This is a genomic window from Roseovarius sp. BRH_c41, from assembly GCF_000961715.1.
Classification (GTDB): domain Bacteria; phylum Pseudomonadota; class Alphaproteobacteria; order Rhodobacterales; family Rhodobacteraceae; genus Roseovarius.
Genome location: NZ_LADY01000061.1, coordinates 64281 through 77615, shown reverse-complemented (window position 1 = coordinate 77615; position 13335 = coordinate 64281). Strand labels below are relative to the sequence as shown.

At 62.0% G+C, this 13335-nt stretch carries 15 protein-coding genes; 12 read left to right on the top strand and 3 right to left on the bottom strand.

Translation table 11 applies throughout. The annotated features are described in order from the left end of the window. The first annotated feature begins 74 nt into the window (after positions 1-74). The 6 genes from VR71_RS19510 to VR71_RS19485 all read left to right on the top strand — a co-directional run bounded on the left by VR71_RS19510 (position 75) and on the right by VR71_RS19485 (position 4587). Complete coding sequence (locus VR71_RS19510) at positions 75-461, top strand: carboxymuconolactone decarboxylase family protein (RefSeq protein ID WP_045682109.1); 387 nt, start codon at positions 75-77, stop codon at positions 459-461. A gap of 189 nt (positions 462-650) precedes the next feature. Further along, positions 651-1817, top strand: coding sequence for a porin (locus VR71_RS19505; RefSeq protein ID WP_296429965.1), 1167 nt, complete (start codon positions 651-653; stop codon positions 1815-1817). A gap of 96 nt (positions 1818-1913) precedes the next feature. Next, complete coding sequence (locus tag VR71_RS19500) at positions 1914-2744, top strand: sulfotransferase domain-containing protein (protein ID WP_045682105.1); 831 nt, start codon at positions 1914-1916, stop codon at positions 2742-2744. Further along, on the top strand, positions 2741-3610 hold the full coding sequence (locus tag VR71_RS19495; protein ID WP_045682104.1) for a sulfotransferase domain-containing protein: 870 nt from the start codon (positions 2741-2743) through the stop codon (positions 3608-3610). The genes VR71_RS19500 and VR71_RS19495 overlap by 4 nt, the downstream gene beginning before the upstream one ends. 77 nt (positions 3611-3687) lie before the next feature. After that, entirely contained in the window at positions 3688-4200 is a 513-nt protein-coding gene (locus VR71_RS19490) for a hypothetical protein (RefSeq protein ID WP_045682102.1), read from the top strand. A gap of 102 nt (positions 4201-4302) precedes the next feature. Next, positions 4303-4587 (top strand): hypothetical protein, encoded by a 285-nt coding sequence (locus VR71_RS19485; protein WP_009815611.1) that lies wholly within the window; start codon positions 4303-4305, stop codon positions 4585-4587. Between the two features lie 145 nt (positions 4588-4732). Here the strand turns inward: VR71_RS19485 and VR71_RS19480 are convergent, their stop codons facing one another. Beyond that, positions 4733-4939: a cold-shock protein gene (locus VR71_RS19480; protein WP_008280689.1), complete on the bottom strand. Its 207-nt coding sequence runs from the start codon at positions 4937-4939 to the stop codon at positions 4733-4735. A gap of 207 nt (positions 4940-5146) precedes the next feature. Here VR71_RS19480 and VR71_RS19475 point away from each other — a divergent pair, with 207 nt between their 5' ends. Then, positions 5147-5461: an arsenate reductase family protein gene (locus tag VR71_RS19475; protein WP_040650810.1), complete on the top strand. Its 315-nt coding sequence runs from the start codon at positions 5147-5149 to the stop codon at positions 5459-5461. 46 nt (positions 5462-5507) lie between these two features. Continuing rightward, the gene (locus tag VR71_RS19470) at positions 5508-5876 is read left to right on the top strand and encodes a hypothetical protein (RefSeq protein WP_009815608.1); all 369 of its coding nucleotides are present in this window, start codon (positions 5508-5510) and stop codon (positions 5874-5876) included. Between the two features lie 12 nt (positions 5877-5888). Here VR71_RS19470 and VR71_RS19465 read toward each other — a convergent pair whose 3' ends face one another. Then, positions 5889-7172, bottom strand: coding sequence for a hypothetical protein (locus tag VR71_RS19465; protein WP_296429961.1), 1284 nt, complete (start codon positions 7170-7172; stop codon positions 5889-5891). Positions 7173-7325: 153 nt separating this feature from the next. Between VR71_RS19465 and VR71_RS19460 the strand changes: the two genes are divergently transcribed. After that, positions 7326-7976 carry a transglycosylase SLT domain-containing protein gene (locus VR71_RS19460; RefSeq protein ID WP_045682097.1) on the top strand — a complete coding sequence of 217 codons (651 nt, stop codon included), beginning with the start codon at positions 7326-7328 and terminating at the stop codon, positions 7974-7976. A gap of 63 nt (positions 7977-8039) precedes the next feature. On the opposite strand, the gene pepN is transcribed toward VR71_RS19460, so the two are convergent. Continuing rightward, complete coding sequence (gene pepN, locus VR71_RS19455; RefSeq protein ID WP_045682095.1) at positions 8040-10592, bottom strand: aminopeptidase N; 2553 nt, start codon at positions 10590-10592, stop codon at positions 8040-8042. On the opposite strand from pepN, the gene VR71_RS19450 reads away from it, so the two are divergent. The 3 genes from VR71_RS19450 to VR71_RS19440 all read left to right on the top strand — a co-directional run bounded on the left by VR71_RS19450 (position 10591) and on the right by VR71_RS19440 (position 13331). Then, positions 10591-12177: an FAD-binding domain-containing protein gene (locus tag VR71_RS19450; RefSeq protein WP_296429959.1), complete on the top strand. Its 1587-nt coding sequence runs from the start codon at positions 10591-10593 to the stop codon at positions 12175-12177. The two genes, pepN and VR71_RS19450, sit on opposite strands and share 2 nt — an antisense overlap. A gap of 1 nt (position 12178) precedes the next feature. Next, positions 12179-12373, top strand: a complete 195-nt coding sequence (locus VR71_RS19445) for a DUF2256 domain-containing protein (RefSeq protein ID WP_045682093.1) — start codon at positions 12179-12181, stop codon at positions 12371-12373. Positions 12374-12554: 181 nt separating this feature from the next. Then, the gene (locus VR71_RS19440; protein WP_045682090.1) at positions 12555-13331 is read left to right on the top strand and encodes a gamma-glutamyl-gamma-aminobutyrate hydrolase family protein; all 777 of its coding nucleotides are present in this window, start codon (positions 12555-12557) and stop codon (positions 13329-13331) included. The last annotated feature ends 4 nt before the right edge of the window (positions 13332-13335 follow it).

Below are 13335 nucleotides of genomic sequence, written 5' to 3'. Positions count from 1 at the left end.
TTGCATGTCTGGAGCTTGTCCTATCGCGCAGCCCTGCGATGATGCGTTACGTCAGGCATCAAAAGGAGCAGGTGATGAGCATTTTCGACGAGGATCTCTTTCTCAGGGGGCTGGAGCAGCGCAAATCGACGCTGGGGGCGGAGTATGTAGCGCGCAGTCTGGAGGCGGCGGATGACTTTACCCGTCCGTTTCAAGAGGCGATGACCGCCTGGTGCTGGGGATTTGGCTGGGGTGACGAGGTGATTCCCCCCAAGACCCGCAGCATGATGAATCTGGCCATGCTGGGCGCGCTGGGCAAAATGCACGAGTGGGAATTGCATTGTCGGGGTGCGATCAACAACGGGGTTACGCCCGAGGAAATCCGTGCAATCATTCATGTCGTGGGAATTTACTGCGGGGTGCCGCAGGCGCTTGAATGTTTCCGGGCCGCAAAAAAAGTCCTGAGTGAGGACCAGGGATGAGCGAAGCCCCTTGTTTGAAAGGGCGCTGGAACTGTGGTGTGGTTTCTGCGTCACAATCCGGGCGGGATGCGGCAAGAGCAGGGGGGTTGCGTTGACAGTTTGGGGGCGAATGGCGCATTTCATAGCACAAGCCGTTTCCAATGACTGGTGCGGCGGATCTGATTAACCTGCTTCTGAGGAGGGACACCCTTGAAAAAGCAACTTCTGAGCACCAGCGCGATTGCTCTTGGCGTAGCATTCGCCGCACCTGCATCGGCACAAGAATGGAACATGAAATGGGGCGGGTTCTACAACTCGCACGTTGGTTATGTAACTGTTGACTCCGATACCCCTGCCCATGCTGGCGCAGACTTTGACGGCGTTGACGTGTATGCGAACACCGAAATCCACTTCAAGCCCTCGGTTACTCTGGACAACGGCCTGACCTTCGGCGTCGACATCCAGATGGAAGGCACCAACAACGGTGGCGGCGCGACCGGCATCGACGAAACCTACCTCTCGATCTCGGGCGACGCGCTCGGCAAAATCGACCTCGGCAACGAGAACTCGGCTGGTTACAAGATGACTGTGGCTGCGCCGCAGGTCAAAGGCGGCATCGGCATCAACTCTCCGTCGATCTCGGGCTTTGTTCCGATCTCGAACGGCGCCGGCGGCAACCTGCCGTGGCTGTTTCGTGACGCGGGCATTTCGTCCTATGCTGAAGTTCTGGCAAACAACGACGTTCCGCGCATCACCTACTACACGCCTTCCTTCAACGGTCTGACCCTCGGCGTGTCCTACGCTGCTGCGTCGAACGTTGCAGGTACCGGTGCAAACGCTGGTAACAACTTTGGTGTGAACCGTAATGCCGGCGTGACCGACATTTTCGACATCGGTATCGCATACAGCCAGTCGTTCAGCGGCGTTGACCTCGACCTGTCGGCTCGTTGGGGTACTGCAGAGTCCAACATTGCTGGCACCAGTGATCCCGAAGTTTGGGGCGTTGGCGCAAGCGTTGGCTTCAGCGGCTTTGTCATCGGCGGTGGTTACACCGAGAACGACAACGGTGGCATCCGTGCATTCGACTCCGAAGGCTGGAGCCTTGGTGTGACCTATGACATCGCTGGCCCGTGGTCGGTTGGTTTCGACACCTACCAGGGTGAGTACAATGGCGTTGGCGCCGGTTCCGGCGACGCTGCCGAATACGAAGCCTACCAGCTGGTCGGCAGCCGTTCGCTTGGCGCTGGCGTGACCTGGGCCGTGTACGCAGCCTATGTTGAAGGTACTGTGAACGCAGACGTCGGCGGCACCTTTGGTAACGCCAACACCACGACCGAAGGTACCCTCATCGGCACCTCGATCAACCTGTCGTTCTAATCGACCGGTAACAAGACAAGGGGCGGGGGGTGACTTTTCCCCCCGCCTTTTCTATGTGTGCCGCATATGTGAGCAAACTGCGGAGGCCGACGGGGCATGAAGCGAAGCATCATTTGGCTGGCCTCTTATCCGAAGTCCGGGAATACGTGGACGCGGCTGTTCCTCGCCAATTATCTTATGAACGCGCAAGAGCCGGTGCCGATCAATCAGGCGCACCGCTTTGCCGTGGGCGACGCCGTCGTCAAGATGTACAACCGGGTTGCCGGGCGCGAGATTGACCCGCAGGATCTGGCGCTGTGTTTGCGTCTGCGTGATCCGGTCCTGCGCGCCATCGTCGCCAACAATGCCGATGTCAATTTCGTTAAAACGCATAACGCGCGGGTGGCTCCGGAGAAGATCGACCTGATCCCCGACCGCTACACACGCTCTGCGATTTATATCATCCGCAATCCGCTGGATATGGTGCTGTCCTATGCGCGCCATTACGGCATCACGCAGGAGGACGCGGCCCATAAGATTTGCCATCCCGACAATGGCAATCTGCCGACAGAGACATCCGTGGCGCAATACCTCAGTTCGTGGGAGTTGCATGTCAAGAGTTGGATGGCCTATGCCCCGTGGAAGCGCCTGCTTGTGCGCTACGAGGATCTGTTGGACGATCCCGAGACGCAGTTCGCCAAGGTGCTGGATCTGGTGTGCGTGCCGGTGGACAAGGAGCGCCTGCAACGGGCGATCCGGTTCTCCAGCTTTGACGAGTTGTCGCGGCAGGAAGACGAACAGGGGTTCATCGAGCGGCCCGAACAGAGCGCGAAATTCTTTGGCAAGGGGCAGAAGGATCAGTGGAAAACCGATCTCGACCCGGCGCTGGCGGAGATGATCCGCACCAAGATGGGGCAGACGATGAAGCGATACGGGTATCTGGAATGAACGATTTGCGGCGGATCATCTGGCTGGCGAGCTATCCCAAGTCGGGCAATACATGGATGCGTAGCCTCTTGGCGCAGTATTTCATGCCCGCAGGAAAAGCGCCGGATATCAACAACTTGAGACAGTTTACGACTGGCGACACGCGGCAGGATTTCTTTGACGCGGCCAATGGCGGACCGTTTCGAGGGCAGGGGGTAGAAGACTGGATGCGGGTGCGGGGCCGCGCGCTGCGCCTGATTGCGGGCTCAAAACCGGACCATCATTTCGTCAAGACCCATTGCCAGACGGTTCGGATTTTCGATCAGGATGTGATCCCGCCCGAATTGACCGCCGCCGCGATCTATATCATCCGCAACCCGTTCGATCTGGCCCCGTCCTTTGCCCGGCATCAGAATTGCGATCTGGATCTGGCGATTGAACGGATGTGCAACGCCGACACGATCACCGGCACACCGAATGGCATCATCGACCTGCTTGGCCGTTGGGACGATCATATCCGCGTCTGGACCAATGCGCCGGGCTTGCCGATCCATGTGGTGCGATACGAGGATATGCTGCACAATCCCGGTAAGGCGATGCGCGGCCTGCTGGAGAAATTCCTCAGGGTCAAGGTGGACGGTCCCAAGCTGGCGCGCGCCATCAAGGCCACGAGTTTCGAGGCGATGAAGCGGCAGGAAGAGACGCTGGGATTCGCGGAAAAGCCCAAGGGCATGACCGCGTTCTTTGCCAAAGGGCAGGCCGGGGTCTGGCGCGAGGATTTGACGCCGGCGCAGGTGGCGCGATTGCACGAAGCGTTTTTGCCGACGCTGGAGCGGTGGTATCCTGAGATGCTCAAGGAAATTGCTGCTGTTGCCGCGCGGGCCTGAAGCCGCATAGCTGGCAATCGCGGGCCGTGTCGCTATGTTGAAGCACGAATATCAACCGCCTGACGGGAGGGTCTGAGATGATGCGCAAGAGTTTGATCCTTGGAGCTGTGGCGCTGGCCGGGTGCACGGCGGTGGGTCCGCAGATGGTGGCGCGGCTGGGCGCTGATCCGGTGGTCTCTGGGGGCCATTACGATTCCGGTGGTGGGCTGAGTGTGGCGGCGGATCTGCGAGAGCATCAGGGCCGCGTGCTGGTCTGCGGTGTCTGGGCGCAGAGCCATCAGCAATCGGTGCTGACCAAGGGCAAGGCCGTCGATGTCATGGGCTCGGGCGCGGTCTATCTGGGAAATCATGCGCTGGTGCGTGGGCTGGTATTCATGCGCGAGGTGCCGCCCGCGCTTGATTACGCAGGGAAAGAAGCGGGCTGCGTGCTGACCGAGCGGGTCTGGCAGGCGGCCTATGCCAAGGCCGCGCCGGTGATCCGTCTGCCGCGCCAAGTGGTGCATGTCGAAGGGGATGTTGGGCATTTTGTCGTGACGTTCACGCAGACCGGACCGGGTGCCGGGGCACCGAAGCCCGCAACAGAGGGCTAAAATCACACTGAATCGCCTCTTTTGCCGGGAAAGAAATTGACAGAAGACGGTTATCCCATACGGTTGCCGGAGTATGTTCCACGGTTTGCCCAAGAGGTTACGATGCGTAATTCCACGAAATCCATCATCTCAGCTCTGACGCTTGCGGGACTGGCCGCGCCGGCCATGGCGCAGAGTGCCAAGGTCTATGCCTATGAGTCCCAAGCCAATTATTGCCCTGCCGGATTGCAGCCGGTAACGATCAGCGGCGTGATCTGTTGCGGTCAACCCAATCAGACGCAGAGCTATCAACAGGCGCTGCGCCATCCTGTGACCAAGGTCCGGCATCAAACCTATAGCGCCACGTCGCATCTCAATTGCCCAGAAGGGGCAAAGGGCTGTTACTGAGGCCTGAAAGGCCCGTGGCAGAAAAAGTCACCAAACAGGGCGGGCCTCGGCGCGCCCTGTTTTGTTTTCTTGACCGTTCTGGCTGCATCGGGTTTGGGACCGCTGGCACGGTACCCCACCGGACTGCAAAAGGATGTCACATGCGTTAAAGCAGCCGCAGATCAGATGCCATTTGCCGCCCGTCGCGCCCTTCCTGAAGCTCGAAACCGACCTTTTGATTGTCTGCGAGCCCTGTCAGCCCCGAACGTTCGACCGCAGAGATATGCACAAACACATCCTTGCCGCCGCCATCAGGGGCGATGAATCCATAACCTTTGGTGGTGTTAAACCATTTCACGGTGCCGGTTGGCATTCCGCTTCTCCTTTTGCGTCGCTTCCCCGGGAATATGCCGGGCCATGTGACTCCGGACCCTCAGGGACCGGCCAAGCGTTGCAAAGGCGGAATCTGAATGCCCATCGTTACGAGGACGATGATTGCATCGCCATTGTAAAAATCAAGCAAAACTCCATAACGGGCGGGGTTTTGACCGATAATGACGCAAAAATGAAGGACTGTGCGATGATCCTCTACGGATTGAAAACCTGTGATACCTGCCGCAAGGCATTGAAAGCGCTTGAAAACGTGACGTTTCACGATGTCCGGGCGCAAGGCTTGCCCAAGGATGTGGCAGAGGCGGCACTGGCGCAGTTCGGGGATGCGCTGGTGAATCGTCAGTCAACGACGTGGCGGGGGCTGAGCGAAGACGAGCGGGCGCGCGATACTCTCACAGTCTTGGCCGAGTATCCGGCGTTGATGAAACGCCCGTTGATTGACGATGACGGCACGCTCTATCTGGGCTGGAGCAAGGAGACACAGAAGGCGCTCCTTGGTTAAGGCGGCGTGACCGCCTATATCGGGGCGAGGTTAAGGAGGCGGGTGAATGCGCAGTGCGGCAATGGTGTTGGGGGTAATCGGCGGCTGTCTGGCGGTGCTGGTCGGGTTTTTCAGCTATGGCTATACCGAGGTGATCAACCGGGTCGGCGAGGTGGACGGATTGTTCTATCAGGTGCATGATCCGGCGCTGATCCGCACCGCGAGCTTTCTGGCGCCACTTTTGGCGATTGCCGGGGGGGCGATGGCCAAGATGCGTGCGCTATGGGGTGGGCTGTTGCTGCTCGTGTCGGCGGGGCTGATGTATTACGCCTTTGGCTTCAACGTCTTTACCATGTTCCCGCTGGGCTTTACCGGCTTGGCCGGGATTCTGGCCATCGCGGCGGGCAAACCGGATGAGCCAAAGGCGCATTTCTGAGCGCGTCTGCTCTCAGAGTGCGGGCAAGCGGTACATGCCGGAGCTGGAAAAGGCGATGGAACTGCCGTCCGCGATGTCCTCTTCAAAGCATTGGGCGATGATGCGCAGAGCGGTTTGACGGCCCTTGAGAACCAGCGCGCGGCGCGAGGGCAGCGACGGTGTCAGGCCGGGGCTGAGCAGGGTTTGCGACCAGATGAGCGGATGCAATTCCTGCAAATGGTTCTCCAGAAGCCAATCCAGACAGTCGTGAATACGGCGGCGCGCGGCCTCTTGTGGGGCTGAGACGCGCTGTTTGCCGGTCTTGGGGGCCATGACGATGCCGCAAAAGGCCGAAAGTTGGTTGATCACATGCTGATCGCGACGCCGCGCCACGATGTCGCGCAGCCCGTCCACAAAGAAATCCGCGTCCAAGCGGGCCATCGCATCGGGATCTAGCGCCAGAGCGTCGAGATAGACCCACGCATAGGCCCCAGCGCCCCAAATCTCACCGGTGCGTGAGGCCGTGCGCCGCGCTTCGAGATCGAGCATCTCGTAACTGCCATAGCGCGCGGGCAAGAGCGCCTCGCCAAGGGCGCGCATGTGGCGCGGGCTGTCGGGATCAAGGTCGATCAGACGCTCGTAATCGTCCGCCACGCGCATCCGGGGCTGTCGCCGCGCCGCCAGAAGCGCGCATTGCGCGGCGGCCAAGGAGGGCGCATCGAGATCAACCCCGTCGAAGGGCGCAAGCATATCCTCGGCGCGTTTGAAATGTTCGAGAAAGCGCAATTCATGCGCCGCGCGGGTGCGGTCGGTCGCGGTGGCGCGCCACGCCCAGCCGATGTCGATATGCGCCAGCGCCACGATCAGGGCACAGGGGTAGCTGTCGGAACAGTCTGACTGCATTTCTTCGAGCGCGTCGATGCCGAAGGGGTCCGGTTCTGACCCATCATGCAGCGCGTCCTCGGCGGCGGACACCACATCGGCGCGCGCGCCCACGGCCAGAAGCGTTGTCGCGTTTTCGCCGCCGGGGGTGCGCAGCCGCGCGGCATCGGTATATTCGATCACCTGCGCCAGTTCCGGCCACATTTCTTGACGGGCGAGCTTTTGCCCCCGGTCCTGATGCATGGCGCGGGCCATTTCCTCATCCGTCACCGGCAGGGAGGGAAGCAGGATTCGTTTGGACAAGCTGTCGAGGTCTGTCTCGGGTTTGCGCCGCAAAAGTCCCAAGAGATCCGGCCAGCGTCCTGCTGCCTGTGACCGCCGCTTGCGCGGGGCGGGCTCGCTTGGTTCTGGCTTGGCAATGGGTTCAAACGGCATGATGACTCCGGTTCGCATGTTATCCCTGAATCTGCCTCTCGATTTCGACCAAAAAAGGGCAATGCTTGGGTGAAGGCAGGGAATATGAGCGAGCGGCACGGGGACATTGCCATGTCATCCGCTTTGCGCCAAAATTGCCGGATGAAGAGAATTATGACGATTGTTTTCATTGTGTTTTTCTCTCTTCCGAGCGTCGCTCAGGAGGGAGTTTCCGGGTTTGTTCCGCTCGCTCCGCCTGTCCGCGATGGCAATATTCCGCGCACGCGCTGGGAGCATCGCAGCGACGCGCCGCTCTTGACGCGCAGCGCGCTCTCGGCGCTGAAGGCGCATGGCGCCCCGCTGGTACGGACTGTGCCGCGCGATATTGCCAGTTGGTGCCCCGCCTATGCCACGGGCGGCGAGACCCGCCGCCGCGCCTTTTGGGTGGGCTTTCTGTCAACGCTCGCCAAGTATGAAAGCACCTATAATCCCAAAGCTGTCGGAGGCGGTGGGCGGTGGCACGGGCTGTTGCAGATCCTGCCCGCGACGGCGCGGGGCTATAAATGCCGGGCCGGCAGTGGCGAGGCATTACGCAACGGGCCAGACAACCTAAGCTGTGCGATCCGGATCATGGCGCATACGGTGCTGCGCGACGGTGTCGTCTCTGAGGGGCGGCGCGGGGTGGCGGCCGATTGGGGACCGCTGAGCAATGTGAACATGCGTGAGGATATGCAGCGCTGGACGCGGGCGCAGACCTATTGCAAGCCGCTGTCCTCGGTACGGCCAAGGGCGCGGCCGGTACGGGTGGCGCAGGTCGAGGATTAGGGCGCGCGGTGGCTTGAGGCTCAGCGCCCCGCGCCGAACAAGACGCGGGGGCAATGCCGCCTCTCAATCCCCCCGTATTCGCCCGACCATCTCGGTCGTGTCGCGGCTGAGATCCGGGGTGGCGAGGATGCGGTCGAGTTCTGCCGCGATCATGCCCTGACGCACCGGATCGTAGCGGCGCCATGTCTCGAAGGCCGAGCACATCCGCGCCGTGGTCTGAGGGTTGAGTGGATCGAGCCGGATGAGCATATCCGCCAGCAGGCGATAGCCGCGTCCCGAGGCGTGGTGAAAGCCTGCGGGCGAACTGCTGAGCGCGCCAAGCGTGGCGCGGAAACGGTTTGGGTTGCGCAGCGTGAAATCGGGATGGCGCGTCAACCGCTCGGCCACCTCTGCCGCGTGCTCTGGTGCGGCCTGCATGATCTGCAGGCTGAACCATTTGTCGATCACCAGCCGGTCGTGTTTCCACTGGGTATAAAATGCCCCGGTGGCGCGGTCGCCGGCCCCCGCCTGCAACAGGCAGGACCACGCCGCCAATTGCTGCGTCATGTTGTCGGCGGCGTCATATTGCGCCTGCGCGCGGGCCCCGCCATCGCGGCGGCTGAGCATCGCCAGCGCCGCATTGGCCAGCGCCCGCGCGCCGACCTGATCGGGGTCGGGCCGGTAGGGGGCTGTGACCTGATGGCGGGTGTAGAGATCCTGTGCGATGCTTTCGAGCGCTGCGGCGCGGGCGTCGCGCAGGGTCTCGATCGCCTGCCAGATCGCTTGCGGGTCAGGCGTGTGCCCCGCGTCAAACAGCGCCTGTGCAAGATCATCCTCGGAGGGCAGGCCGAGGGCCAGCGCGCGGAAGGCGGGATCGAGTGTGTCGTCGCGCGCCACGCGGGCAATCGCATCGAGATAGGCAGGATCGGGGGCAGCACCCTCGGTGATCATGGCGATGAGGCCTGCGCGGGCCAGGGCGCGCCCCGCCTCCCATTTGTTGAACGGGTCGGTGTCATGCGCCAGAAGAAAGGCGCGCTCTTGATTGCTGCTCTCGCGCTCGAGGATCACCGGGGCGGAAAAATCGCGCAGGATCGAGGGGATCGGGCGCGATGCTAATCCATCGAAGCTGAAGCTCTGGCGGGGCTGCGTCATTTCCAGCACGCAGGTTGCCTGCACCTCGTCGCCATTGGGGCCGAGCAGGCCCACGGCAATCGGGATCACGCGGGGGTGTTTTTCCTCCTGTCCCGGTGTGGGCGGGGTTTTCTGTTCGAAATGAAGCGTGTAGCGGCCATTGTTGAACTCTTCGGTAACGCGCAGGCGCGGCGTGCCCGCCTCGGAATACCAGCGCTTGAATTGGCTCAGGTCGCGGCCTGTGACATCCTCGAAGACTTGCAACCAGTCCTCGATGGTGCAGGCCTGTCCGTCATGGCGGGTGAAGTAGAGATCGAGCGCCTCTTTATAAGCCGCATCGCCCACGAGGCGTTTGAGCATACCGATCAGTTCGGCACCTTTTTCATAGACGGTTGCGGTGTAGAAGTTGTTGATTTCAATGAAGCTTTCAGGGCGCACAGGATGCGCCAGCGGACCGTTATCCTCGCGGAACTGGCGGGCGCGCAGGGCGATCACATCCGAGATGCGTCTGACTGGGGCGGAGCGCAGGTCAGAGGTGAACTGACTGTCGCGATAGACCGTCAACCCCTCTTTGAGGCAAAGCTGGAACCAGTCGCGGCAGGTGATGCGGTTGCCGGTCCAGTTGTGGAAATACTCATGTGCGACGATCGCCTCGATACGTTCGAAATTGGCATCTGTGGCGGTCTCTGCAGTGGATAAGACGCACGAGGAGTTGAAGATGTTCAAACCCTTGTTCTCCATCGCGCCCATGTTGAAATCGTCCACGGCGACGATATTGAAGAGATCGAGGTCATATTCGCGCCCGTAGACCTCTTCATCCCAAGCCATGGATTTCTTGAGCGCCTCCATGCCAAAGGCGCATTTGTCCTCATCCCCCGGTCGAACCCAGATGTTGAGCGCGACCTCGCGGCCAGAGCGGGTGGTGAAGGTATCGGGATGCGCCACCAGATCGCCCGCGACGAGCGCAAAGAGATAGGCCGGTTTCGGCCATGGATCGTGCCATTCGGCCCAGCCTGCGCCGCTGTCGGTCGGGTTACCGTTGGAGAGCATGACCGGCGCGTCGCCCTCAATCCGCACGGTGAAGATGCTCATGACATCGGGGCGGTCGGGGTAATAGGTGATCTTGCGAAAGCCTTCGGCCTCGCATTGGGTGCAATACATGGCGTTCGACATGTATAGCCCTTCGAGGGCGGTGTTGCCCTCTGGGTCAATCTCGACCTCCGCCTCAAACACGAAAGGCGCGTCGGGCACTTGGGCGCGGAGGCCTTGGGCTGTCAGCTCTGGTGTGATTTCGGCCCCGTTGATGTGGGCGGAGATGAGGGTAAGCGCCTCGCCATGCAGGAAAAAATCGCGCGACGTGGCCTCTGGATTGGGGCGAAATTCGATGCGGCTGAGGACGCGGGTGGTTTTGGGCGCAAGCCTGAAGGTCAGATGCACCGCGTCCACCAGATAGGCAGGGGGTGTGTAATCCTCGAGATAAACGGGCTGCGGGGCTGCATCTTTCATGGCGCTCTCCTTTGGCTTTGGCGCGAAGGTAGGCGTTGGGCAAGGGGGCTGCAATGGGCTTTCCTTCGGGCGGTCCACCGCTATTTCGTGTGGCATGGAACGCCCGGTCATTCTCTGGTTCAAGCGCGATTTGCGGGTGCAGGATCATCCGGCGCTGAGCCATGCCGCGCGGTTGGGGCCGATCATTCCGCTTTATATCGTCGAGCCGGAGGCATGGGCAGAGCCCGATGCCTCAGAGCGGCAGTATGCGTTTATTTGCGAGTGTCTGGAGAGCCTGCGCTCGGATCTGGCGGCGCTGGGACTGTCGCTCGTCTTGCGGGTGGGCGATGCGGTGACGGTGCTCGAGGCGCTGCGCGCCGATCAGGGCGTGGCGCATCTGGTGAGCCATGAGGAAACCGGCAATCTCTGGAGTTATGCGCGCGACCGGCAGGTGGCGGAGTGGGCGCGGGGGCAGGGGGTGCGCTGGCACGAGATGCCGCAATCGGGCGTGGTGCGGCGGCTGAGCAGTCGCGATGCCTGGCAGGGCGCGCGCGATAGGGTCATGCGCGCGCCGGTGCTAGGGGCGGTGCAGGGTGCCCGAGGGGCGGCGGTGGCCAGTGATGACCTGCCAAGCCCCGAGGCTTTGGGGCTGATGGAGGCTTGCCCGCTGCGGCAAAAGGGTGGGCGCGGTGACGGGGTACGGGCGCTTACCTCCTTCCTGAGCACACGCGGCGAGAGCTATCAGCGGGCGATGTCTTCGCCGCTGCAAGGCGCGCGGGCCTGTTCGCGGATCAGCCCGCATCTGGCCTTTGGCACGCTGTCGCTGCGCGAGGCGGTGCAGGCGGGGGCAGCGGCCCCCACCGGGCGGGGGCCGGATTGGGCGCGCTCGATGCGGTCGTTTCAGGCGCGATTGGCATGGCGGGATCATTTCATGCAAAAGCTGGAAGATGAGCCGGAGATCGAGCGCCGCTGCCTGCACCCGGCCTATGAAGGGCTGCGCCCGCGCGTGGCCGATGCCGTGCGGTTGGCGGCATGGTCGAAGGGGGAGACGGGCCTGCCCTTTGTCGATGCCTGCATGCGGTCCCTGAGGGCGACGGGCTGGCTCAATTTCCGCATGCGTTCGATGCTGATGGCGGTGGCGTCCTATCACCTGTGGCTGGATTGGCGCAGCACCGGGCCGGTTCTGGCGCGAGCCTTTACGGATTACGAGCCGGGGATTCACTGGCCACAGGTGCAGATGCAATCGGGCACCACGGGGATGAATACGATCCGGATTTACAACCCGGTGAAACAGGGGCTGGATCAGGACCCGAGCGGGGAATTCACTCGCCGTTGGCTACCGGAACTGGCACATGTGCCGGATGCGTATCTGCAACGCCCGTGGGCGTGGTCAGAGGCGGAGGCGCTGTTGGGGCGGGGATACCCCGCGCCGATTGTCGATCCGGTCGAGGCGGCGCGGGTGGCGCGCGAGGCGGTCTGGGCCTGTCGGCGGGCGCACCGCGGCGATGCAGAGACAGCGCGGATCGTGACCCGCCATGCCAGCCGCAAACGCCCAAGGCGGGCCAAGCCCAAGGCGGCGACGGCGCAATTGCGTTTGGATCTCTGATATGCCGCGCGCGCGCCGAAAATCCGATCTGCCGGTCAAGACCTGCGCCACCTGTGGGCGGCCGATGGAATGGCGGCGCAAATGGGCGCGCGTCTGGGACGAGGTGCGCCATTGCAGCAAACGCTGTCGGCGCAGCCGCAAGACGGCTGGTGTGGACGGGGAGAACCCGGCCGGTCGGGATGCGTTTGACCGGTGACGGGGTAGCCCCGCCCACAGCGGCCAGTTTGCCGCCGAAAGATCAACAAACGGTGCAGGGTTTTTGGGCAAATCCGCATCATCGCACGGAAATATGTGCGGGAATTGATGTTTTGTTATTCCATTTCGCACTATAATTTAGGCAAATGAATGAAAGTGTGGCGCAACCCAGAAAGACGAAAATGAAACGCCCGGTCGTTGGTGTCATCGCCAACCAATATCAGATCGACAATCGCTATCCGACCCATGCGGGCGGCACGATCAATTCCTCTGCGATGGCCGATGTGGCGGGCTGTATGCCGCTGATCATCCCGGCAGACCCGCGCTATGTTTCGGTGGCAGAATTGATGGAGATCTGTGATGGATTTCTGCTGACGGGCGGGCGACCCAATGTGCATCCCGAGGAATATGGTGAGGCTGCAACCGAAGCGCATGGCGCATTCGATCGTGCCCGCGATGCGATCACCTTGCCGCTGGCGCGTGCCTGTATCGAGCGGGGGCAACCGATCCTTGGTATTTGCCGCGGGTTTCAAGAGATGAATGTCGCCATGGGTGGCACGCTGCATCCCGAAATCCGCGATCTGCCGGGGCGCGACAATCACCGCATGCCCCCCGAGGGCACGATGGACGAGCAATTCGCGCTGCGCCACAAGGTGCGGTTTGCGCCGGGCGGGGTGTTTCACCGGCTGATGGGGGCGGAGGAAGTGATGACCAACACGCTGCACGGTCAGGGTATCCTGCGTCCCGGTGCAGGGGTGGTGATCGACGGTTGGGCGCAGGATGAAACGCCCGAGGCGCTCTATATCGACGGCGCACCGGGCTTTACCCTGTCGGTGCAATGGCATCCCGAATATAATGCCGCGCATGATCCGGTCAGTCGCCCGCTCTTTACCGCCTTTGGCGATGCGGTGCGGGTCTGGGCCGCGGGGCACACAGCCCCGCTGCGCCGTTCGGCCTGAATCG

Bases quoted from the DNA above. Each gene is read 5' to 3' on its own strand.
- VR71_RS19445 (WP_045682093.1), top strand. From the start codon at position 12,179: ATGCCGCGCGCGCGCCGAAAATCCGATCTGCCGGTCAAGACCTGCGCC.
- VR71_RS19485 (WP_009815611.1), top strand. From the start codon at position 4,303: ATGCGTAATTCCACGAAATCCATCATCTCAGCTCTGACGCTTGCGGGA.
- VR71_RS19440 (WP_045682090.1), top strand. From the start codon at position 12,555: ATGAAACGCCCGGTCGTTGGTGTCATCGCCAACCAATATCAGATCGAC.
- VR71_RS19510 (WP_045682109.1), top strand. From the start codon at position 75: ATGAGCATTTTCGACGAGGATCTCTTTCTCAGGGGGCTGGAGCAGCGC.
- VR71_RS19470 (WP_009815608.1), top strand. From the start codon at position 5,508: ATGCGCAGTGCGGCAATGGTGTTGGGGGTAATCGGCGGCTGTCTGGCG.
- VR71_RS19480 (WP_008280689.1), bottom strand. From the start codon at position 4,939: ATGCCAACCGGCACCGTGAAATGGTTTAACACCACCAAAGGTTATGGA.
- VR71_RS19460 (WP_045682097.1), top strand. From the start codon at position 7,326: ATGACGATTGTTTTCATTGTGTTTTTCTCTCTTCCGAGCGTCGCTCAG.
- VR71_RS19475 (WP_040650810.1), top strand. From the start codon at position 5,147: ATGATCCTCTACGGATTGAAAACCTGTGATACCTGCCGCAAGGCATTG.
- VR71_RS19500 (WP_045682105.1), top strand. From the start codon at position 1,914: ATGAAGCGAAGCATCATTTGGCTGGCCTCTTATCCGAAGTCCGGGAAT.
- pepN (WP_045682095.1), bottom strand. From the start codon at position 10,592: ATGAAAGATGCAGCCCCGCAGCCCGTTTATCTCGAGGATTACACACCC.
- VR71_RS19490 (WP_045682102.1), top strand. From the start codon at position 3,688: ATGATGCGCAAGAGTTTGATCCTTGGAGCTGTGGCGCTGGCCGGGTGC.
- VR71_RS19450 (WP_296429959.1), top strand. From the start codon at position 10,591: ATGGCGCTCTCCTTTGGCTTTGGCGCGAAGGTAGGCGTTGGGCAAGGG.
- VR71_RS19495 (WP_045682104.1), top strand. From the start codon at position 2,741: ATGAACGATTTGCGGCGGATCATCTGGCTGGCGAGCTATCCCAAGTCG.
- VR71_RS19465 (WP_296429961.1), bottom strand. From the start codon at position 7,172: ATGCCGTTTGAACCCATTGCCAAGCCAGAACCAAGCGAGCCCGCCCCG.